The sequence below is a fragment of the Streptomyces cathayae genome (assembly GCF_029760955.1).
GTDB classification, from domain to species: Bacteria; Actinomycetota; Actinomycetes; order Streptomycetales; family Streptomycetaceae; genus Streptomyces; species Streptomyces cathayae.
Window position 1 is genome coordinate 4,781,693 of record NZ_CP121682.1, and the last position, 21,651, is coordinate 4,803,343.

13 protein-coding genes are annotated in these 21,651 nt (G+C 72.0%); 8 read left to right on the forward strand and 5 right to left on the reverse strand.

Features of this window, described 5'->3' with window-relative positions; all coding sequences use genetic code 11:
* The first annotated feature begins 68 nt into the window (after positions 1-68).
* The 3 genes from PYS65_RS21915 to PYS65_RS21925 all read left to right on the forward strand — a co-directional run bounded on the left by PYS65_RS21915 (position 69) and on the right by PYS65_RS21925 (position 3,097).
* A complete protein-coding gene (locus tag PYS65_RS21915) occupies positions 69-1,100 on the forward strand; it encodes a ComF family protein (RefSeq protein ID WP_279335635.1) in 1,032 nt (343 codons plus the stop codon).
* Positions 1,101-1,412: 312 nt separating this feature from the next.
* A complete protein-coding gene (gene hpf, locus PYS65_RS21920; RefSeq protein ID WP_279335636.1) occupies positions 1,413-2,105 on the forward strand; it encodes a ribosome hibernation-promoting factor, HPF/YfiA family in 693 nt (230 codons plus the stop codon).
* A gap of 209 nt (positions 2,106-2,314) precedes the next feature.
* Positions 2,315-3,097 carry a response regulator gene (locus PYS65_RS21925; protein ID WP_279335637.1) on the forward strand — a complete coding sequence of 261 codons (783 nt, stop codon included), beginning with the start codon at positions 2,315-2,317 and terminating at the stop codon, positions 3,095-3,097.
* 2 nt (positions 3,098-3,099) lie between these two features.
* Here the strand turns inward: PYS65_RS21925 and PYS65_RS21930 are convergent, their stop codons facing one another.
* Together PYS65_RS21930 and PYS65_RS21935 are read right to left on the reverse strand one after the other, a co-directional pair.
* Positions 3,100-4,287 carry a winged helix-turn-helix domain-containing protein gene (locus tag PYS65_RS21930; protein WP_279335638.1) on the reverse strand — a complete coding sequence of 396 codons (1,188 nt, stop codon included), beginning with the start codon at positions 4,285-4,287 and terminating at the stop codon, positions 3,100-3,102.
* 111 nt (positions 4,288-4,398) lie between these two features.
* Positions 4,399-4,968, reverse strand: coding sequence for a GNAT family N-acetyltransferase (locus PYS65_RS21935; RefSeq protein WP_279335639.1), 570 nt, complete (start codon positions 4,966-4,968; stop codon positions 4,399-4,401).
* 278 nt (positions 4,969-5,246) lie between these two features.
* On the opposite strand from PYS65_RS21935, the gene secA reads away from it, so the two are divergent.
* Entirely contained in the window at positions 5,247-8,090 is a 2,844-nt protein-coding gene (secA, locus tag PYS65_RS21940; RefSeq protein ID WP_279335640.1) for a preprotein translocase subunit SecA, read from the forward strand.
* Between the two features lie 105 nt (positions 8,091-8,195).
* Here the strand turns inward: secA and PYS65_RS21945 are convergent, their stop codons facing one another.
* Complete coding sequence (locus PYS65_RS21945; protein ID WP_279335641.1) at positions 8,196-8,846, reverse strand: Rv3235 family protein; 651 nt, start codon at positions 8,844-8,846, stop codon at positions 8,196-8,198.
* A gap of 350 nt (positions 8,847-9,196) precedes the next feature.
* Between PYS65_RS21945 and PYS65_RS21950 the strand changes: the two genes are divergently transcribed.
* The 4 genes from PYS65_RS21950 to PYS65_RS21965 all read left to right on the forward strand — a co-directional run bounded on the left by PYS65_RS21950 (position 9,197) and on the right by PYS65_RS21965 (position 17,611).
* The gene (locus PYS65_RS21950; protein ID WP_279335642.1) at positions 9,197-9,706 is read left to right on the forward strand and encodes a DUF6912 family protein; all 510 of its coding nucleotides are present in this window, start codon (positions 9,197-9,199) and stop codon (positions 9,704-9,706) included.
* 48 nt (positions 9,707-9,754) lie between these two features.
* On the forward strand, positions 9,755-10,420 hold the full coding sequence (locus PYS65_RS21955) for an HAD family hydrolase (RefSeq protein WP_279335644.1): 666 nt from the start codon (positions 9,755-9,757) through the stop codon (positions 10,418-10,420).
* Between the two features lie 471 nt (positions 10,421-10,891).
* Positions 10,892-15,817, forward strand: coding sequence for an NAD-glutamate dehydrogenase (locus PYS65_RS21960; RefSeq protein WP_279335645.1), 4,926 nt, complete (start codon positions 10,892-10,894; stop codon positions 15,815-15,817).
* A 198-nt stretch (positions 15,818-16,015) separates the two neighbouring features.
* Complete coding sequence (locus PYS65_RS21965) at positions 16,016-17,611, forward strand: hypothetical protein (RefSeq protein ID WP_423836164.1); 1,596 nt, start codon at positions 16,016-16,018, stop codon at positions 17,609-17,611.
* A gap of 9 nt (positions 17,612-17,620) precedes the next feature.
* Here PYS65_RS21965 and PYS65_RS21970 read toward each other — a convergent pair whose 3' ends face one another.
* Positions 17,621-19,312 (reverse strand): glycosyltransferase, encoded by a 1,692-nt coding sequence (locus tag PYS65_RS21970; RefSeq protein ID WP_279335646.1) that lies wholly within the window; start codon positions 19,310-19,312, stop codon positions 17,621-17,623.
* Positions 19,312-21,585 (reverse strand): bifunctional glycosyltransferase/CDP-glycerol:glycerophosphate glycerophosphotransferase, encoded by a 2,274-nt coding sequence (locus tag PYS65_RS21975; protein ID WP_279335647.1) that lies wholly within the window; start codon positions 21,583-21,585, stop codon positions 19,312-19,314. The genes PYS65_RS21970 and PYS65_RS21975 overlap by 1 nt, the downstream gene beginning before the upstream one ends.
* Positions 21,586-21,651 lie beyond the last annotated feature (66 nt).

Below are 21,651 nucleotides of genomic sequence, written 5' to 3' on the forward strand. Positions count from 1 at the left end.
GGCCTGCGGGTCGTGCGGAGTTTTCCACAGGGGTGGCCGGGGGCCGCGGGCGTTGGCACAGTGGGGCCATGCGGGGCTGGTGGCAGGACCTGAGCGACCTGGTGCTCCCTGCCGAGTGCGGCGGGTGCGGCAGACCTCGTGCGGTGCTCTGCGAGCGGTGCCGTACGGCACTGAGCGGTGCCGCGCCACGCGGGGTGTGCCCGGTGCCGCGGCCGGCCGGGCTGCCGGTCGTGCACGCCGCCGCCCTCTACGCGGACGAGGTGCGTGCCGTGCTGCTGGCCCACAAGGAGCGGGGCGCCCTGGCCCTCTCCCGGCCGCTGGGCGAGGCCCTGGCGAGAGCGGTGCGCGCGGGGCTGCGGGAGACGGGGGAGACGGGTCGGTGGGAGGCGGCGCGGCCGGGCCCCGGTGAGGCTCCGGGGGCGGTGAGTGGTCACCGCGGGGCGGTCCTGCTGGTGCCCGTGCCGTCCGCGCGGCGGGCCGTGCGGGCCCGTGGACACGACCCTGCGCTGCGGATCGCGCGGGCGGCGGCGGGTGCGCTGCGGCGCCAGGGGCTGCCCGTCTCGGTGCTGCCCGCGTTGCGTCATCGGAGGGACGTGGCCGACCAGTCGGGGCTCGACGCCCGGCGGCGGCTGGCCAACCTCGCCGGTGCGCTGGCGGTGGTGCCGGGCTGTGACCGGCTGCTGCGCGAAGGCTCCGTCGTACTCGTCGACGACCTGATGACGACCGGGGCGTCGTTGGCGGAGGCCGCGCGTGCGGTGCGTCTCGCGTCGCCCACCGCGCCGCGTGCGGGAGCGCTCGTGGGGGCGTGGGGGGCGCGAGGGGCGCGCACGGGGGTGGATGTCGGGCCTGATTCGAGTATTTCGGCGCCCGCGTTCGTGTACAGGGGTGAGACATGGGAAAGGAGAGGAGCACGAGGGGAAGACCAAGAGCGACGGGAACGACGGGAGCGGCGAAACGGATCGGTTCACGAGAGGGTGGATCAAGGGTCGGGCCGTTCGACCCTGGTGACGGGGATGAGCAGGGCCGATCGGCCCATTGACGTGAAGTGCGCGGCGGTTGTTGCGGCTTCACCGGATTCTTTCGAAATAAACCGGAACTGACGGGGAACTTGAATCGTTGCAGGTAGTGAGAGGGTAAATTCACCTGAACGGAGGTACGCGGCAGTAGAGGGTGACGACATCCGTCCGGGCGAGATATGTTCGGTTGAGAGGGAAAGCCGCAGGCCGCACCTCTCGAATCCGAATGCCGTGTCACGGGTTTTCTGTTATTACCCGGGCTGGTGGACTGGAGATCTCGTCCATGGGGGATGGAGGTGGAAGTCACCGAGTCCGAGGTTCCGGGGCCGACCGGGGCCTGGTGCAAAAGGGAGACGCTCCGCACCGAGGCGGAGTGATCCGGGAACGGAGTTCTGCGTGGACATCGTCGTCAAGGGCCGCAAGATCGAGGTGCCCGAGCGGTTCCGGAAGCACGTGGCCGAGAAGCTGAAGCTGGAGAGGATCCAGAAGCTCGACGGCAAGGTGATCAGCCTCGACGTCGAGGTGTCCAAGGAGCCCAACCCCCGGCAGGCCGACCGCAGCGCCCGAGTGGAGATCACGCTCCATTCCCGCGGTCCGGTGATCCGGGCGGAGGCAGCGGCGAGCGACCCGTACGCGGCGCTCGACCTGGCAGCGGAGAAGCTGGACGCACGGCTGCGCAAGCAGCACGACAAGCGTTATTCACGGCGCGGCGCGCGCAGGATCTCGGCGGCGGAGGTCCCCGAGCACGTCCCGGGCGCGGCGACGCTCAACGGGACGGGCGCGCATTCCCCTGAGGAGGGGCAGGGCGCAGTCCCCACCAAGAAGATCGGCACACTGGAAGTACAGGGTGACGGCCCCCTCATCGTCCGCGAGAAGACCCACGTGGCCGCCCCCATGACCCTCGATCAGGCTCTCTACGAGATGGAGTTGGTCGGGCACGACTTCTACCTGTTCGTCGACTCCGAGACGAAGGAACCCAGTGTCGTCTACCGGCGGCACGCCTACGACTACGGCGTGATCCACCTCAGCACGGACACGATGGTCACGCAGCCGCCTGCTCCCGAGGCGGGCGGACCCCTCGGCGGCTGACCCCGCGGGGGGCGGTGGCTGAACCGGTGCCCCTGGGGGCGCACACGCGCGCCCCCAGGGGCACCGGTGTGCGACCACTTCGCATCCCCCGTCGGCACCCCGGTGCCGTCCGGGCATGGAATCATGGCGGCAACGGCCCAATCGGTGGGCCGTTGCCTTGGGTTGGCGATGGCTCACGACCACGGCCACAGCCTTCAGGGGGAGGAACGATGGCGGACAGCTTCGGCCCTATGCGTGGAGAGGACTCCGACGACGGCGTCACCGGCACGGGCCCGCACGCGGGCTCCAGGTACCAGGAACCGGCCGGTGAACCGGCCGAGGAGGCGGGCAGGGAGCCGATCAGGGTCCTGGTGGTGGACGACCACGCGCTGTTCCGCCGGGGACTGGAGATCGTCCTCGCGGCCGAGGAGGACATCCAGGTCGTCGGCGAGGCGGGGGACGGCGCCGAGGCCGTGGAGAAGGCGGCGGACCTGCTGCCGGACATCGTCCTGATGGATGTGCGGATGCCCAAGCGGGGCGGCATCGAGGCGTGCACCTCCATCAAGGAGGTGGCCCCCAGCGCGAAGATCATCATGCTGACGATCAGTGACGAGGAGGCCGATCTCTACGACGCCATCAAGGCGGGCGCGACCGGCTACCTCCTCAAGGAGATCTCCACGGACGAGGTGGCCACCGCCATTCGGGCGGTGGCCGACGGACAGTCGCAGATCAGCCCCTCCATGGCGTCGAAGCTGCTCACCGAGTTCAAGTCGATGATCCAGCGCACCGACGAGCGTCGGCTGGTGCCCGCGCCCCGGCTGACGGACCGTGAGCTCGAAGTGCTCAAGCTCGTCGCCACGGGGATGAACAACCGCGACATCGCCAAGGAGCTGTTCATCTCCGAGAACACCGTGAAGAACCACGTGCGCAACATCCTGGAGAAGCTGCAGCTGCACTCCAGGATGGAGGCGGTGGTCTACGCGATGCGGGAGAAGATCCTCGAGATCCGGTGACGTCAGGCGAGGGCGCGGGTCAGCTCCCGGGTGAGCCGTTCGCGCAGTTCGGGCGCGTCGACGCGCTCCACGCGGACGTTCGTGCAGTCCACCCAGCTCGCCGCCTCGACCAGGGCCTGCGCCACGGCGGGGACCGCCTTGGGGCCTTCCAGCGTGATCTGCCTGGCCACCAGTGTGCGGCCCTCGCGCGCCGGGTCGACGCGGCCGACCAGCCGGCCGCCGGCGAGCACGGGCATCGCGAAGTAGCCGTGCACCCGCTTCTGTTTCGGCACGTAGGCCTCCAGGCGGTGGGTGAAGCCGAAGATCCGCTCGGTGCGCGCCCGTTCCCACACCAGGGAGTCGAACGGGGACAGCAGCGTCGTACGGTGACGTCCGCGCGAAGGCGCGGCGAGGGCCTCCGGATCGGCCCATGCGGGCTTGGACCAGCCCTCGACCGTGACCGGCACCAGGCCCGAGTCGGCGATCACCGCGTCGACCTGATCGCCCTTGAGACGGTGGTAGTCGGCGAGGTCCGCACGGGTCCCGACGCCGAGGGACCGGCCCGCCAGGCGGACCAGACGGCGCAGGCACTCGGCGTCGTCCAGCCCGTCGTGCAGCAGGGCGTCGGGGATCGCGCGTTCGGCGAGGTCGTAGACCCGCTTCCAGCCGCGGCGCTCGACGCACACCACCTCGCCGTACATCAGGGCCCGCTCGACGGCGACCTTGGCACCGGACCAGTCCCACCACTCGCTGGTGCGTTTCGCGCCGCCCAACTCCGTGGCCGTGAGCGGGCCCTGGGCGCGGAGCTGCTTGACGACCTGGTCGTAGGCGCCGTCGGGGAGCTCGTGGTTCCAGTGCGGGCGGCCGCGGTAGGCGCGGCGGCGGAAGGCGAAGTGCGGCCACTCCTCGACGGGCAGGATGCAGGCCGCGTGCGACCAGTACTCGAACGCGCGCGGCGGCTGGGCGCCGGCCTTCCAGTACGCGGCCTCGACCGTTTCCCGGCCCACGGCGCCGAGGCGGGCGTAGGGGATGAGCTCGTGGGAGCGGGCGAGGACGGAGATGGTGTCGAGCTGCACCGCACCCAGGTGACGCAGGATTCCCCGGACGCCGGAACGGCGGTCGGGGGCGCCCAGGAAGCCCTGGGCGCGCAGGGCGATGCGGCGGGCCTCTGCCGCCGAAAGGTCCGTGGCCGGACGCGGGAGAGTCGTCATACGTCCGCACGATAGAGGGCGGCACCGACACCGGCCCCGGGTTCGGGCGGAGGCCACCTCCCCGCCCGCTCCCGCCCCCTCACCCGTCCCTCTTCTTCCGCTCCCGCTCCCTCACTCCCCGGCGGGCAGGTACGGCATGGTGGAGGCGAGTCCCAGGTCGGACGGCAGCAGGGAGCCCACCCAGGAGTCCCGCAGCACGCCCTTGTTGTTGACCGCGGAGCGCAGGGTGCCCTCGACGACGAAGCCCGCCCGTTCCGCCACCGCGCGGGAGCCCCGGTTGCCCACCTCGGCGCGCCATTCCACCCGGTCGACCGACAGCTTCGTGAAGACCCAGCGGGAGACGGCGACGGCGGCCTCGGTCATGTAGCCGTTGCCCCGGTGTTCCTTGACGCCCCAGTAGCCGATCTCGCCCACCCCCAGGGAGCGCATCGTGACGCCGAGCATGCCCGTGAACTCCCCGGAGCGCAGGAAGAGGCCGAAGGTGAACATCGAGCCGTTCGCCCAGCCGTCCGGACACATCTGCTCCGTGAAGCTCTGCGCGTGCTCGGGAAGATACGGGGAGGGGACCGTGGTCCAGCGCTGGATGTCGGCGTCCTGGCAGGCGGCGTACACCGCGTCGGTGTCCTGCGGGCCGACCGCGCGCAGGAGGAGGCGGTCGGTGGTGAGCGTGACGGGTTCCATCGGCCGATTCTGCTCACGGGGGAATGATCGGCGCCAACCGTTTGCCGTACGTGAGGAAGTGATCACCCTTCGCGCAAATCGCCGGGCGGGGCGGCACCATTCGCGGGGTCCGGACGTTGTTCCTCGAGAAGCGGCCGCGCAACAGATAAGAAGCCGCGCGCGGCCACCGTCGCGGCAGGCCTCCCGACGTGGTGGGGTCCTCGCATACGATGGCCGTTGCTCAGCAATGAAATGGAAACCGACCGTCCCAGGCCCGACCGGCAAGGAGACCACCCCCCGTGTCCGTCCTCTCGAAGATCATGCGTGCAGGCGAAGGCAAGATCCTGCGCAAACTGCACCGCATCGCGGGCCAGGTCAACTCCATCGAAGAGGACTTCGTCGACCTCTCCGACGCCGAGCTGCGCGCCCTCACCGATGAGTACAAGGAGCGGTACGCCGACGGTGAGAGCCTGGACGACCTGCTCCCCGAGGCCTTCGCCACCGTCCGTGAGGCCGCCAAGCGCGTCCTGGGCCAGCGCCACTACGACGTGCAGATCATGGGCGGCGCCGCCCTCCACATGGGGTACGTCGCCGAGATGAAGACCGGTGAGGGCAAGACCCTCGTCGGTACCCTGCCCGCGTATCTGAACGCCCTGTCCGGCAAGGGCGTCCACATCATCACGGTCAACGACTACCTGGCCGAGCGCGACTCCGAGCTGATGGGCCGCGTCCACAAGTTCCTGGGCCTCGAGGTCGGCTGCATCCTGGCCAACATGACGCCGGCCCAGCGCCGCGAGCAGTACGGCTGCGACATCACCTACGGCACGAACAACGAGTTCGGTTTCGACTTCCTGCGCGACAACATGGCGTGGTCCCAGGACGAGCTCGTCCAGCGCGGCCACAACTTCGCCGTCGTCGACGAGGTCGACTCCATCCTCGTCGACGAGGCCCGTACGCCGCTGATCATCTCCGGCCCGGCCGACCAGGCCACCAAGTGGTACGGCGACTTCGCCAAGCTGGTCAAGCGCCTCAAGCGCGGTGAGCCCGGCAACCCGCTCAAGGGCATCGAGGAGACCGGCGACTACGAGGTCGACGAGAAGAAGCGCACGGTCGCCATCCACGAGTCCGGGGTCGCCAAGGTCGAGGACTGGCTGGGGATCGACAACCTCTACGAGTCGGTCAACACCCCGCTGGTGGGCTACCTGAACAACGCCATCAAGGCCAAGGAGCTCTTCAAGCGCGACAAGGACTACGTGATCATCGACGACGAGGTCATGATCGTCGACGAGCACACCGGCCGTATCCTCGCCGGCCGCCGCTACAACGAGGGCATGCACCAGGCGATCGAGGCGAAGGAGTCGGTGCCGATCAAGGACGAGAACCAGACGCTCGCCACGATCACCCTCCAGAACTTCTTCCGCCTCTACAAGCGCCGCGACCACAACGGCAAGGAACAGCCCGGTCTGTCCGGCATGACCGGTACGGCGATGACCGAGGCCGCCGAGTTCCACCAGATCTACAAGCTCGGTGTGGTGCCCATCCCGACCAACCGGCCCATGATCCGCAAGGACCAGGCAGACCTGATCTACCGCACCGAGGTCGCCAAGTTCGAGGCCGTCGTCGACGACATCGAGGAGAAGCACGCCAAGGGGCAGCCGATCCTCGTGGGCACCACCTCGGTGGAGAAGTCCGAGTACCTCTCGCAGCAGCTCAGCAAGCGCGGCATCCAGCACGAGGTGCTGAACGCCAAGCACCACGACCGTGAGGCGACGATCGTCGCCCAGGCCGGCCGCCGGGGCAGCGTCACCGTGGCCACCAACATGGCCGGCCGTGGCACGGACATCAAGCTCGGCGGCAACCCCGAGGACCTCGCCGAGGCGGAGCTGCGCCAGCACGGTCTCGACCCCGAGGAGCACATCGAGCAGTGGGCGCACGCCCTGCCGGACGCCCTCGCGCGGGCCGAGGACGCCGTCAAGGCGGAGAAGGAGGAGGTCGAGCGGCTCGGCGGGCTCTATGTGCTCGGTACCGAGCGGCACGAGTCGCGGCGGATCGACAACCAGCTGCGCGGTCGTTCCGGCCGTCAGGGCGACCCCGGTGAGTCCCGCTTCTACCTCTCGCTCGGCGACGACCTGATGCGCCTGTTCAAGGCCCAGATGGTCGAGCGCGTGATGTCCATGGCGAACGTGCCGGACGACGTGCCGATCGAGAACAAGATGGTCACGCGCGCGATCGCGTCGGCCCAGTCGCAGGTCGAGACGCAGAACTTCGAGACCCGTAAGAACGTCCTGAAGTACGACGAAGTCATGAACCGGCAGCGCGAGGTCATCTACGGCGAGCGGCGCCGCGTGCTGGAGGGCGAGGACCTGCACGAGCAGATCCACCACTTCATGGACGACACCATCGACGCCTATGTGCAGGCCGAGACGTCCGAGGGCTTCCCCGAGGACTGGGACCTGGACCGGTTGTGGGGCGCCTTCAAGCAGCTCTACCCGACGAAGGTCACCGTGGAGGAGCTGGAGGAGGAGGCCGGCGACCGCGCCGGGCTGACGGCCGAGTTCATCGGCGACTCCATCAAGGAGGACATCCGCAAGCAGTACGGGCAGCGTGAGGCGCAGCTCGGCTCCGAGATCATGCGTGAGCTGGAGCGCCGGGTCGTGCTGTCGGTCCTGGACCGCAAGTGGCGCGAGCACCTCTACGAGATGGACTACCTCCAGGAGGGCATCGGCCTGCGCGCGATGGCGCAGAAGGACCCGCTGGTCGAGTACCAGCGTGAGGGCTTCGACATGTTCACCGCGATGATGGACGGCATCAAGGAGGAGTCCGTCGGCTACCTGTTCAACCTGGAGGTCCAGGTCGAGCAGCAGGTCGAGGAGGTCCCGGTCGAGGAGGCGGCGCCGTCGCTGGAGAAGGCCCCGCAGGAGGCGGTGCCCGCGCAGGCGGGTGCCCGGCCGGAGATCCGCGCCAAGGGGCTCGACGCCCCGCAGCGGCGGAGCCTGCACTTCTCCGCGCCGACCGTGGACGGCGAGGGCGGCACCATCGAGGGCGAGTTCGCCGAGGACGAGCCGGTGCGCTCCGAGGCCGACGGCCTCACGCGCGCCGAGCGCCGCAAGCAGGCGCGGGGCGGTCGCCGCCGCAAGAAGTGAGCCGGCCCGCGGGCTTCCGGGCCGGGCGAGCGCTGAGGCTCCGTACGGAGCCGTGAGAGCAGGCGGAGGGCCGGGCAGACCCCAGGGTCGCCCGGCCCTCCGGCGTCAGTGGTCGTGGGGGCGGGGCGGGCGGGTGCCGCCCAGTTCCACGGCGGTGCAGCGCCAGCGCAGGTCCTGGCCCTGTTCCAGGCGGAAGGCCATGGCCCGCAGCCGGTCGCCGGCACCGATCCGGGCGAACACCTCGAGCGCGCCCTCGCGGGCGACGTAGTAGCCGATGTCCCGCACCACCGGGCGGGTGCCACGGGTGCGCAGCGGACCGCGCTCGGCGAGGTCCGCCAGTTCGTCGTAGGCGCGGCCCGCGGTGTGCCGGAGCATCGAGTGGACGGGCCGCTGACCGCTCAGGACGGCGAGCAGCAGCTCGGCGAAGCGGTCGGTGGGGCGGGGCTGCGCCGGCCGGGGTGCGGGGGCCGGGAGAGCCGGGCGCCGTCGCGGCAGGGCACTGGCGGGGGCGGTAGCAGTGGTCCTGGTCCTGGCCCTGGCCGTCGGCGTGAAGGACGGCGGGCGGTTGTCGTCGGGACGGGTGGACGCCGGGGCAGGTGCGGGGGAGGGGCGGCCTCCGCCGGGGGACGGGGCGAGGACGGTACCTCCCGCGGGGGTGCGCGGCGGGACGGTGCCGCCGGTGGGGCGGCGCGTGTCGCGGCGGCCGGGAGGGCGGGTGCCGGTGCGGTGCCGCGCCCTGGTCATGACCTTGTTCACGGGACTCCGTTCGACGGGCCGGAAGTCGCCCTCGACCGGGGGACCGAGGCGATACCGGGCAGTAACTTAGGGGTTGGGGCTCTTGTACGGGGCGGCGGAGTGCGGCGGCAAGGCGCCGTGAGTCGTGTCGGGGCGGCGGCGGAGTTCACTTATCCGAGTGAACGGCGGCCCCCCGGCCCCGTACCGGAGCGGGCGCACCGGGTGAATTCCGGGCTCGGGGTGGACGCGGCCCGGGGGGTGGACAGAGACCCGATGGGGGACACCCGCACGTATCCTGAAGGCCCAGCCGGCGGGGTGCGACCACCCCTCGACGGAACGCCGGCGGACCTCCGACCAGGAAAGCGGCCGACATGCGCGTCTACGTCCCCCTCACCCTCCCGGGTCTCGCCGAGGCGTACCGGACGGGTGAGCTGGGCGCGGGACCGTTCACCGCCCACGGTGTGACGCCCGCGCTGCGCGAGTGGTACCGCTCCGAGGACGTCGAGGAGCTGGAGTACGCGGCACTGGGCGGTGCCGCGCTGGCCTCGCTGCGGCTGCTGGCGGCGGACGCCGCGGCGCCGCGGCGCCGGGTCGTGGTAGCCGTGGACGTACCCGACCGGGCGGCCTCGGCCGATCCGGCCCCCGGCCCCGGCGTGGTGCGGGTCGACGGACCCGTCCGGCTGGACAGGGCGGCGGCGGTGCACGTGGACGCCCCGGACGCGGAGGCGGACGTGGCGTCGGCCGCGGACGCGCTGCCGGCCGCGGACGGCGGGGACGACGGCGCCCGGGCCGCCGTGGACGGGGCGGAGGACCACGAACTGCTCTGGTACGCCACCCAGGAGATCCCGAACCTGCTGGGCCCGGCGGCCCGGTCCGACTAGTCCGAGTCGGCAGCCCGATTGTCAGTGGCGGCGGGTACTTTTCCTTCCATGGGGATGCACACGGACGCGCACATCGTCTGGGACTGGAACGGCACGCTGTTCCACGACGTCGACGCGGTCATCGGGGCGACCAACGCGGCCTTCGCCGAGCTGGGCCTGGAGCCGCTCACGCTGGAGCGGTACCGGGAGCTGTACTGCGTGCCGGTGCCGAAGTTCTACGAGCGGCTGATGGGGCGGCTGCCGAGCGGGGCCGAGTGGGAGCTGATGGACGCGACCTTCCACCGGTACTACTCCGCGCACCGGGTGCGGTGCGCACTCGCCGAGGGCGCGGCCGAGCTGCTGGCGCAGTGGTCGGCGGCCGGGCGCAGCCAGTCGATCCTCAGCATGTACGGACACGAGGACCTCGTGCCGCTGGTCCGGGGCTTCGGCATCGAGCCGCACTTCATACGCGTCGACGGGCGGACCGGGCCGTCCGGCGGGGGCAAGGCGGAGCACATGGTGCGCCACCTCGGCGCGCTGACCGGCGTCGACCCGACGCGCACGGTGGTGATCGGGGACGCCGCCGACGACGCGCTGGCCGCCCGGCACGTCGGGGCGAGAGCCGTGCTCTACACCGGCGGTTCGCACAGCCGGGCCAGCCTCGAAGCGGTCGGGGTGCCGGTGGTGGACACGCTGGCGGAGGCCGTCGTGGAAGCGGAACGCCTGGCCGGCTGAACACCGGGCCCGCGCACCCGGCACCGGGCGCCGCGGGCGCGCACTGTGCAGAACGTCCAAGTTCCACCCCGTGTTTTGTACACATACGGCTCATGACGGGCCCCCTGCGGGGGGCGATAGCCTGGGTGCCGTGATCAGCGCGATAGCTCGCGGGGACCTCGCCGTCCCCGCCGTGCGCCCGGAGAGCACGGACGACATCCGTGACCGGGCGGAACTCGCTGGTCCTCGTGGGCGGAAGGGGACCCGAAGGGTTCCAGGGACGCGCGGCACTCCCCGGGCGCGGACGCGGAAGAGAGCAGCGTCACACCCGGCGGGCGCGTCGAAGTCGGCAGAGAAGCCCCCGCTCGTCTCATCTTGCGGCATAGCGTCGGAACGGACCGGACACCCCCGTGTCGTACCACCGCACCGCAGGCGCGGAGACCGTACTTCCTTCTACGTCACGCAACGGCGCGCGACAGGAGTCAGAGGACAATGCAGACCAAGCTGGACGAAGCCAAGGCCGAGCTGCTCGAAAAGGCCGCCCGGGTAGCTGAGAACAGCCCGGCCGGCGGGAAACTGCCGACCGGGACGACGGACAAGGGCATGCCCGACCGGGACACCGTGCTCGCGTTCCTCCAGCGCTACTACCTGCACACCGCCCCGGAGGACCTCCTCGGCCGCGACCCGGTCGACGTCTTCGGAGCAGCCGTCGCGCACTTCCGGCTGGCCGGGAACCGTCCGCAGGGCACCGCCAACGTCAAGGTCCACACCCCCACCGTCGAGGAGAACGGCTGGACCTGCAGCCACTCCGTCGTCGAGGTGGTCACCGACGACATGCCCTTCCTCGTCGACTCCGTCACCAACGAGCTGACCCGCCAGGGCCGGGGCATCCACGTCGTCATCCACCCGCAGATCGTGGTCCGCCGCGACCTCACCGGGCAGCTGATCGAGGTGCTCGCCACCCCGCCCGCCGACGACCTCCCGCACGACGCCCACACCGAGTCCTGGATCCACGTCGAGATCGACCGCGAGACCGACCGCGGCGACCTCAAGCAGATCACCGCCGACCTGCTGCGCGTCCTGTCCGACGTCCGCGAGGCCGTCGAGGACTGGGGCAAGATGCGGCAGGCCGCCGTTGAACTGGCCGAGGGACTGCCCGACGAGCCCGTCCCCGGGGACGTGCCGGAGCAGCAGGGCGAGGAGGCCCGGGAGCTGCTGCGCTGGCTCGCCGACGACCACTTCACCTTCCTCGGCTACCGCGAGTACCAGCTGCGCGACGACGACTCCCTCGGCGCCCTGCCCGGCACCGGTCTGGGCATCCTGCGTGCCGACCCGCACCACGCCACCCCGGAGGGCCACCCGGTCAGCCCGTCCTTCGAGCGGCTGCCCGCCGACGCCCGCGCCAAGGCGCGCGAGCACAAGCTGCTCGTGCTGACCAAGGCCAACAGCCGGGCCACCGTGCACCGACCGTCGTACCTGGACTACGTCGGCGTCAAGAAGTTCGACGCCGACGGCAACGTCGTCGGTGAGCGCCGCTTCCTCGGACTGTTCTCCTCCGCCGCCTACACCGAGTCCGTCCGCCGGGTCCCGGTGATCCGCCGCAAGGTCGAGGAGGTCCTCGAGCGGGCCGGCTTCTCGCCGCACAGCCACGACGGGCGCGACCTGCTGCAGATCCTGGAGACCTACCCGCGCGACGAGCTCTTCCAGACCCCGGTCGACGAGCTCCAGGCCATCGCCACCTCGGTGCTCTACCTCCAGGAACGCCGCCGCCTGCGGCTCTACCTGCGCCAGGACGAGTACGGGCGCTACTACTCCGCCCTCGTCTACCTCCCGCGCGACCGCTACACCACCGGGGTGCGCCTGAGGATCATCGACATCCTCAAGGAGGAGCTCGGCGGCATCAGCGCCGACTTCACCGTCTGGAACACCGAGTCGATCCTCTCCCGGCTGCACTTCGTGGTCCGTGTCCCGCAGGGCACCGAGCTGCGCCAGCTGTCCGACACCGACAAGGAGCGCATCGAGGCCCGCCTGGTCGAGGCCGCCCGCTCCTGGGCCGACGGCTTCGGCGAGGCACTCACCGCCGAGCTGGGCGAGGAGCGCGCCGCCGAACTGCTGCGCCGCTACGCGGGCGCCTTCGCCGAGGGCTACAAGGACGACCACACCCCGCGCAGCGCCGTCGCCGACATCGTCCGGCTGGAACAGCTCGACGAGGAGAAGAACTTCGAGCTCAGCCTGTACGAGCCGGTGGGCGCGGCCCCCGAGGAGCGCCGCTTCAAGATCTACCGCCAGGGCGAGGCCGTCTCCCTGTCCGCCGTGCTGCCCGTGCTCCAGCGGCTCGGCGTCGAGGTCGTCGACGAGCGGCCCTACGAGCTGCGCCGCGCCGACCACAGCGTCGCCTGGGTCTACGACTTCGGGCTGCGGATGCCCGAGGTGCCCGGCGCCGAGCACCTCGGGGACGACGCCCGTGAGCGGTTCCAGGACGCCTTCGCCGCGACCTGGACCGGCAAGGCGGAGAACGACGGCTTCAACGCCCTCGTACTGAGCGCCGGGCTGGACTGGCGGCAGGCGACGGTACTGCGCGCGTACGCCAAGTACCTGCGCCAGGCCGGCTCCACGTTCAGCCAGGACTACATGGAGGACACCCTCCGCAACAACGTCCACACCACCCGGCTGCTCGTCTCCCTGTTCGAGGCGCGGATGTCGCCGGAGCGGCAGGGCGCCGGGTTCGAGCTGCTGGACGCCCTGCTGGAGGAGATCGACGCCGCCCTCGACCAGGTCGCCTCGCTCGACGAGGACCGCATCCTGCGTTCCTTCCTCACCGTGATCAAGGCGACGCTGCGCACCAACTTCTTCCAGCAGTCGGGTGACGGCCGCCCGCACGACTACATCTCCATGAAGTTCGACCCGCAGGCCATCCCCGACCTGCCGGCGCCGCGTCCGGCGTTCGAGATCTGGGTGTACTCGCCGCGGGTCGAGGGCGTGCACATGCGCTACGGCAAGGTGGCGCGCGGCGGCCTGCGCTGGTCGGACCGCCGGGAGGACTTCCGCACCGAGATCCTCGGCCTGGTCAAGGCGCAGATGGTGAAGAACACCGTCATCGTGCCGGTCGGCGCCAAGGGCGGCTTCGTCGCCAAGCAGCTGCCCGACCCGTCCGTGGACCGCGACGCCTGGATGGCCGAGGGCGTCGCCTCCTACCGGACGTTCATCTCGGCGCTGCTCGACATCACCGACAACATGGTGGCCGGCCAGGTCGTGCCCCCGGTGGACGTCGTCCGGCACGACGGGGACGACAACTACCTCGTCGTCGCGGCCGACAAGGGCACCGCGCGGTTCTCGGACATCGCCAACGAGGTCGCCGAGTCCTACGACTTCTGGCTCGGCGACGCCTTCGCCTCCGGCGGCAGCGCCGGATACGACCACAAGGGCATGGGTATCACCGCCCGCGGCGCCTGGGAGTCCGTCAAGCGGCACTTCCGGGAGCTGGGTGTGGACACCCAGAGCCAGGAGTTCACGGCCGTCGGCATCGGGGACATGTCCGGTGACGTGTTCGGCAACGGCATGCTGCGCAGCGAGCACATCCGGCTGGTCGCCGCCTTCGACCACCGGCACATCTTCATCGACCCGAACCCGGACGCGGCCGCCGGCTACGCCGAGCGCCGCCGCCTGTTCGAGCTGCCGCGCAGTTCCTGGGCGGACTACGACACGGGCCTGCTGTCGGCCGGCGGCGGGGTCTTCCCGCGCAGCGCCAAGTCCATCCCGGTCAACGCCCAGATCCGCGAGGCCCTCGGCCTCGAGGAGAGCGTCACCAAGGCGACCCCGGCCGACCTGATGAAGGCGATCCTCAAGGCACCGGTCGACCTGCTGTGGAACGGCGGCATCGGTACGTACGTCAAGGCGTCCACCGAGTCCAACGCGGACGTCGGCGACAAGGCCAACGACGCCATCCGCGTCGACGGCAGGGACCTGCGGGTCGCCGTCGTCGGCGAGGGCGGCAACCTGGGCTTCACCCAGCTCGGCCGGATCGAGGTCGCGCTGCACGGCGGCCGGATCAACACCGACGCCATCGACAACAGCGCGGGCGTGGACACCTCCGACCACGAGGTGAACATCAAGATCCTGCTCAACGGCCTGGTCACGGACGGCGACATGACGGTCAAGCAGCGCAACAAGCTGCTCGCCTCGATGACCGACGAGGTCGGCCGGATGGTGCTGCGCACCAACTACGCGCAGAACACCGCCATCGCCAACGCCCTGGCCCAGTCCAAGGACATGCTCCACGCCCAGCAGCGTTTCCTGAAGCACCTGGTGCGCGAGGGTCACCTCGACCGGGCCCTGGAGTTCCTGCCCACCGACCGCCAGATCCGCGAGCGGCTGGCCGCCGGGCAGGGCCTGACCGGCCCGGAGACGGCCGTCCTGCTGGCGTACACGAAGATCACGGTCGCCGAGGAGCTGCTGAGCACCTCGCTGCCCGAGGACCCGTACCTCAAGAACCTGCTGCACGCGTACTTCCCGGCCCCGCTGCGCGAGCAGTTCCTCGACCGGATCGACGGCCACCCGCTGCGCCGTGAGATCACCACGACCGTCCTGGTCAACGACACGGTCAACACCGGCGGTACGACGTACCTGCACCGGATGCGCGAGGAGACGGGCGCGTCGCTGGAGGAGATCGTCCGGGCCCAGACCGTGGCCCGCGCGATCTTCCGTTCCGCCCTGGTGTGGGACGCCGTCGAGGAGCTCGACACCAAGGTCGACGCGGACGTCCAGACCCGGATCCGGCTGCACTCGCGGCGGCTGGTGGAGCGCGGTACGCGCTGGCTGCTCAACAACCGGCCGCAGCCGCTGGAGCTCGAGGAGACGGTGGCGTTCTTCGCCGAGCGCGTCGAGCAGGTCTGGTCGCAGCTGCCCAAGCTGCTGCGCGGCGCGGACCTGGAGTGGTTCCAGAAGATCTACGACGAGCTGACGGGCGTCGGCGTCCCCGGCGAACTCGCCACCCGCGTGGCCGGCTTCTCCTCCGCGTTCGCGGCGATCGACATCGTCTCGGTGGCCGACCGCATGGGCAAGGAGCCGCTGGACGTCGCCGAGGTGTACTACGACCTCGCCGACCGGCTCTCCATCACCCAGCTGATGGACAGGATCAGTGAGCTGCCCCGCGCGGACCGCTGGCAGTCCATGGCCCGCGCGGCGATCCGCGAGGACCTGTACGCGGCGCACGCGGCGGTGACGGCCGAGGTGCTGGCGCAGGGCAACGGCACGGCGTCACCGCAGCAGCGGTTCCAGGTGTGGGAGGAGAAGAACGAGGCCCTCCTCGGCCGGGCCCGCACCACTCTGGAGGAGATCCGCAGCTCGGACACGTTCGACCTGGCCAACCTGTCCGTGGCGATGCGGACGATGCGCACGCTGCTGCGTCCGCACGCGTAGGCCGCGGCGCCGGCCCGGCGCTGACGCACACGGGGGTGCCCCGGACCATCGGGTCCGGAGCACCCCCGTGGTGTGCTCGGGGTGCCCCGGAGCGGATGGGGTGTTAAGGCTCTGAGGGTGAGTGTCCGTCCTGCCCGCTCCGCTCGCCCCGCCCGATCCGGCCGGCCCGGCCGTTCTGCCGGTACCCGGTGGTCCGTCCTGCCCGGGGGGACCGGCAGGCCGCGTGCCGCGCCCCGGCCGGCGGACATCGCCCGCACCGCCGTCCAGGTCGCCGCCGGGCTGACCCTGGTCCTGCTGCTCGCGGTGATCGTCCGCCTCCCGTGGGCCGGCGACCTCGGCATGCACGCGGCGACCCTGCAACGCCTGCGGCACGACCTGGCCGACCCCGGCAACCCCCTGGTCGACGCGGACACGCAGAGCCCGTACTACTCGCCGTGGACCGTGCTGCTCGGCGGCCTCGCCCGGCTGTCGGGGCTGTCGGGGCTGTCGGTCTTCGTGGTGCTGCGGCTCGCCGCCCTGGCCGGACTCGCGCTGCTGGTGACGGGCGTATGGCGCTACGTACGGGCACTGACCGCACGCGGAACGGCCCGCGGGACCGGGACCCCGGCCGCGCACGGGGCCCCGGCCGCGCACGGGACCCCGGCCGCATACGGGGCGGGGCCGCGGGCCGTCTTCGCGCTCGCCCTGCTGAGCCTGCTGTTCCTGTGGGGCACGACCCCGTTCCTGTGGAGCGGCTTCCCGGGCCTCCACTCGCTCGCGCTGACGGTCTCCTACCCGAGCACCCTCGCCCTCGGCCTCGCCTTCCACCTCTGGGCCTGGCTGACGGCCGCGCTGCGCCGCCGGGCCGGGTGGGGAACGTGGGCGGGGCTGGGCACGCTGTGGGCGGTGATCCTGCTGTGCCACCAGTTCACCGGCGTCGTGGCCACGCTCGGCGCCCTCGCCACGGTGCTGTCGGCCCGGCCCGCGCGGCTGCCGCGGGCGGTGTGGCCGCGGCTCGGCGCCGGACTGCTGCTGGGCGTCCTCGTGCTGTGGGCCTGGCCGTACTACGACTTCTTCGCGCTGACGGGCGCCGGCGCCCGACTGGAGTCGGTGCACCGGGAGCTGTACCGGGACCTGCCGGCCCGGTTCGGGCTCGTGCTGCTCGGCGTGGCCGCGCTGGCGGTGCGGTGGCGGCGCGACCGGTGGGACCCGCTCGCGCTGTTCTTCGCGCTGGGCGCGCTGGTCTTCGCGGCGGGCTGGCTGACCGGCCACCACGCGTGGGGGCGCGCCCTGCCCGCCGTGCTGATCCCGGCGCAGCTCGCGGCCGCCCTGGAGACGTTCGGCGCGGCACGGCGCACACTGCGCGCCGGGTGGGCCGTCGTCCTGGCCGGTGCGCTGGCCGTCGGCGCGTGGGCACAGGCGGGAGCGGTGGGCTACGTCGTCCCGCGCGACGCGCTGCCCCGGGTGGCCGAGGCCCGGTACCGGGAGCCGTGGACGGGGTACCACTGGATGACACCGTGGGTGGAGTACGGGGACGTCGTCATGGCCGAGACGGAACCGGCCCGCCGGATTCCCGCGTACGGGCCCTACACGGTCGCCCCCGGTTACCCCGACTTCTTCCTGCCGGACGAGAAGCGCAGGGCGGCGGCCACGGAGCGGTACTTCGCACCGAGCACACCGCAGCGGGTGCGCCGGGGCATCGAGCGGACGTACGGAGTGCGGTGGGTGGTGGACACGACGGGCACGCTGCACGACACCGGGCTGCGGGCCGTGACCCGGGGACCGGAGGGCCAGACGCTCTACGCGGTGCGCTGACCGGGCACCTCACCGACCCAGCGCGTTCGCCACCGGACGGGCCAGCCGCCGTACCGCCGGGCGGATCACCCGGGCCGTCACCCCCACGGGCTCCCAGCGGATCTGCAGGCGGCCCGCGCCGTGGCCCTCCGGTTCGACGGTGACGCGGTGCGGGGCCGTGCCACGGCGGTACGGGACACGGGCGGTGAACGGGGCGAAGGCCAGGGGCGCCAGCAGGGGACCCGTGTTGCCCTGCCCCCGGAGGGTGAGGCGGAGCAGCGGATGGCGCACCCCGGCGAACCCGCCCAGCGGCAGGGAGGCGGCCGCCGGGTCGAGGCCGACGCGGCCCTCGAAGACACCGGGACGGACGAGGGAGAGGCGGAAGGGCACGGTGAGGCGGCGCCGGCCGGGAGAGAGGAGGAGGGTCGCGCGCTGCGGGCCGAGCGGGAGGCGCAGCGCCGGATCGTAGGTACGCACCGTCAGTTCGACCGGTCCGCCGAGGCCTCGGGCGATGTCCGTGATCTCGTGCCGGAACAGGGCGGTGGGGAAGGGACGGACGTCCGGTTCCAGGTCGGAGAGGTCCAGTTCGGCGCGGGCGGCGGCGGACGCGGGAATCCGGTCGCCCCAGTAGGCGCGGCCGTCCGGGCCCACGGTCAGCTGCCTCGGGGCGATGTCGTGGCCCAGACCGCGGGCCGCCTGCCGGACCTCGGACAGGCGGCGGTCGCGGAGCAACTGGAGGACGACCCGTTCGGCGCGCGGGAGGCGGGCGTACGCGCCGGGCGACAGCGTCTCCAGGTACGGGTTCAGCAGGTCCGCGAAGCCCGCGAGCCACTCGTCGTCCCGGTGGGGCAGGTCGCCCGTGTACATCCGGACGTCGTGCTTGAGGAACTTGTGGTCCTTGTCCGCACGCAGCGACGCGTGCCCGCTCTCGACGAGGAAGGCGTCGATGAGGTGCTGGACGTGGACCCGGTCGCGGACGTTGGCCGGCTTGTGCCGCTGGTTGGAGATGGACGCCGACTCCTGGGCGGCGTAGGGCGTGATGTACCAGAGGTACACCGGCTCCGGGACGATCGTGAACCTCCTCGCCAGGCAGTACGCCTGCGCCGAGAACAACTGGTCCTCGTAGTGGATGCCCTCGGGGAAACGCAGGCCGTGCCGGTCGAGGAAGGCCCGGGAGTACATCTTGCCGGTCGACAGGTGCTCGAAGAACAGCCGCGGATCGGCCTCGATGCCGTCCAGGGTGCGGCGCTCGCGCACCAGGTGCGGCATCCAGGTGGAGCGGCGGCCGGTGTCGGTGCGGACACGCCGGATCGCGCCCATCGCGAAGTCGATGTCCCGTTCGCGGTGGGCGGCGAGCAGCAACGCCACGGCGTCCTGGGGGAGTTCGTCGTCGCTGTCGAGGAACATCAGATACGGTGCGCGGGCGGTCTCCAGGGCGCGGTTGCGGGGCGCGCTGCAGCCGCCGCTGTTGTACGGCAGGCGCAGATACCGGATACGCGGGTCCGCAGCCACCAACCGCCGTGCCACCTCGGGGGTCTCGTCCGTCGAGTGGTCGTCGCTGACGACGATCTCGAGGTCGCGGTGGGTCTGCCGGCGGACCGACTCGACCGCGCGGGGGAGGCGTTCGGCGTCGTTGTGGACGATGACCGTCACGGTGACGTCGGGTACGGGGGGCGCGTCGGATGCTTCTCGAGGGCTGTGCTCCTCGGCGGGTGGCTTCATCAGGAGCTCGCCTCCTCGGGGTCGGGCGCCGGGGTGCGCTCCTCCAGGGGCAGCACCGGCGGCAGCGACTCCTCGTCCTGGCCGAGGAAGACCCGGCGCACGACGCGTTCGGCGGCGCGGCCGTCGTCGTACTCGCAGAACCGGCGCCGGAAGACGGCCCGCGCCTTCGCCGCGCTCGCGTCGCGCCAGGCGTCGGTGGTGAGGATCCCGGTCAGCTCCTCCTGGGTGCGGGCCACCGGACCCGGCGCCTCGGCCGTCAGGTCGAAGTAGACACCGCGCGTCTGCCGGTAGACGTCCCAGTCGTCGGCGTGGATCACCAGGGGGCGGTCCAGGTTGGCGTAGTCGAACATGATCGACGAGTAGTCGGTGACCAGCAGGTCGGCGGCCAGGCACAGGTCCTCGACCGGGTCGTAGGAGGAGACGTCCACGATGCGGGCGCCGCGGCCGCCGCGCCGCAGCGAGGTGAGGGGGGAGGTGCTCCCGGCGGTCCCGGCGCCTCCGTCGTAGAAGTAGTGGCCTCGCACCAGCAGGACGGTCTCCTCGCCGAGGCGGTCGGCGAGCGCGGCGAGGTCCAGGTGGGGGACCCAGCCGGCCTCGTAGTCGCGGTGCGTGGGCGCGTACAGCACGGCCCGGCGGCCGGGGGCGATACCGAGGCGTGCGCGGATCGCGCGGACGTCGTCGGCGCCGGCCGTGTAGTAGACGTCGTTGCGCGGATAGCCGTAGTCGAGCGAGACGTGGCGGGACGGGTACGCCCGCTGCCACATGCGGGTGGTGTGGCTGTTGCCGGAGAGGCTGTAGTCCCACTTGTCGACGCGCTCCAGCAGGGCCTGGAAGTCCAGGCCCCGGGCGGCGGCCGGGAACGGCATCTGGTCCACGCCCATGCGCTTGAGCGGGGTGCCGTGGTGGGTCTGGAGGTGGACGGCGTCGGGGCGTTTGACCACGGTGTCCGGGAAGTTGACGTTGTTGACGAGGTACTTCGCGGTGGCGAGCACCTCCCCGTAGCGGCGGGTGCCGGGCACCACATGGTCCGTGCCGGGCGGGAGCAGGGCGGCGTGGTGGGCGGTCACCACCCACACCGGGTGGATCCACGGGGCGAGTTCGGCGAGCGCGGCGGCGATCGCGGCCGGATTGCAGGCGACGCCGCGGTTCCAGTACGCCGAGAACACCGCCAGTTCCGGGTCGACGGGGCGGCGCAGGGCCCGGCGGTAGTGGTGGTCGCCGAGCAGGGTGCCGAGCCGCCGCCCGCCGGTGCGCGCCGCGGACCCGGCGGCACGGCGGGTGCGGTGGGCGGCCCGGAGGGCGCGGTACCGGGTGTAGGCGCCCTCCTCGAGCAGCGAGCGCCGGACGCCCTCGAGGCCGACCGGGTTCCGGTGGCCCTCGGGGCGGTGCCGTACGGCGGCCAGTGAGGCACGGCGGAAGAACTCCCGGGCGACCGGCTCGGGCATGCCGCCGCGGGCGAAGGCGCGCAGACAGTCGCCGACCATGAGCTCGTACAGCACGTCGTGGACGGCGGGGCGGTCACCGGCGAGGCCGAGGAGGGCTTCGTAGTGCTCGACGAGGGCGTAGCGCTGTTCGGGGGTGACCGGGGGGAGCGCGGCGGGACGCAGCCGCCGTTCCTCGTGGGCGACGCGGGGCAGACAGGCGACGCGGTCGGCGAGCAGGAGGGCGGCACGGGCGGCGTACGGCTCGTCGAACGGGGTGCCGTCCGGGGCTCCGGCCGCGGTGAGCCGGGTGCGGTGGGTCCGCCAGAAGGCGGCGCGCAGGACGCGGGTGCCGAGCAGCGGGGTGAGGCGCAGCAGGCGCGCGCAGTCGTCGAGGGCGAGGTCGGCGCGGCCCGCGCGGACGAGCAGGGGGCCGTCGGGGGAGGGCAGGCCGGAACTGTGCCAGGTGCTGCGGACGTGGTCCAGGAGCAGGACGTCCACGGTGTCGGGGAGCCGGGCGAGGTGCTCGGCGACGGTTCGCGGGCCGCCGGGCGGCAGGCCGTCCTTGGCGGGGACGAAGTGCAGCCAGCGGCCGGTGGCCAGGTCCGCCCCCGCCACCCGGGCCGCCGCGTCGGAGGTGCCGTCGGGCAGGGGCAGCACCTGGACGTCGGGGGTGTGCCGCTCGGCTGTCTCCCGGGCCCAGTCGCCCACGGCGGCGACGATGACCTCGATGTCCGGGGAGGGGGAGGTTCCAGAGGCGGCGAGGGCGGTGGGGGAGCAGAGGGAGGCGAGGAGGCCGGTCAGATGGTCCTGGGTGTTCGGCCCGTGGACGATGACGCTGAGCTCGGGCATCTCGGGGCTCCTTCGTCTCGTCACCGATCCGGGCGTTCCCTTCGGTCATATTGGCATCAATGCGGC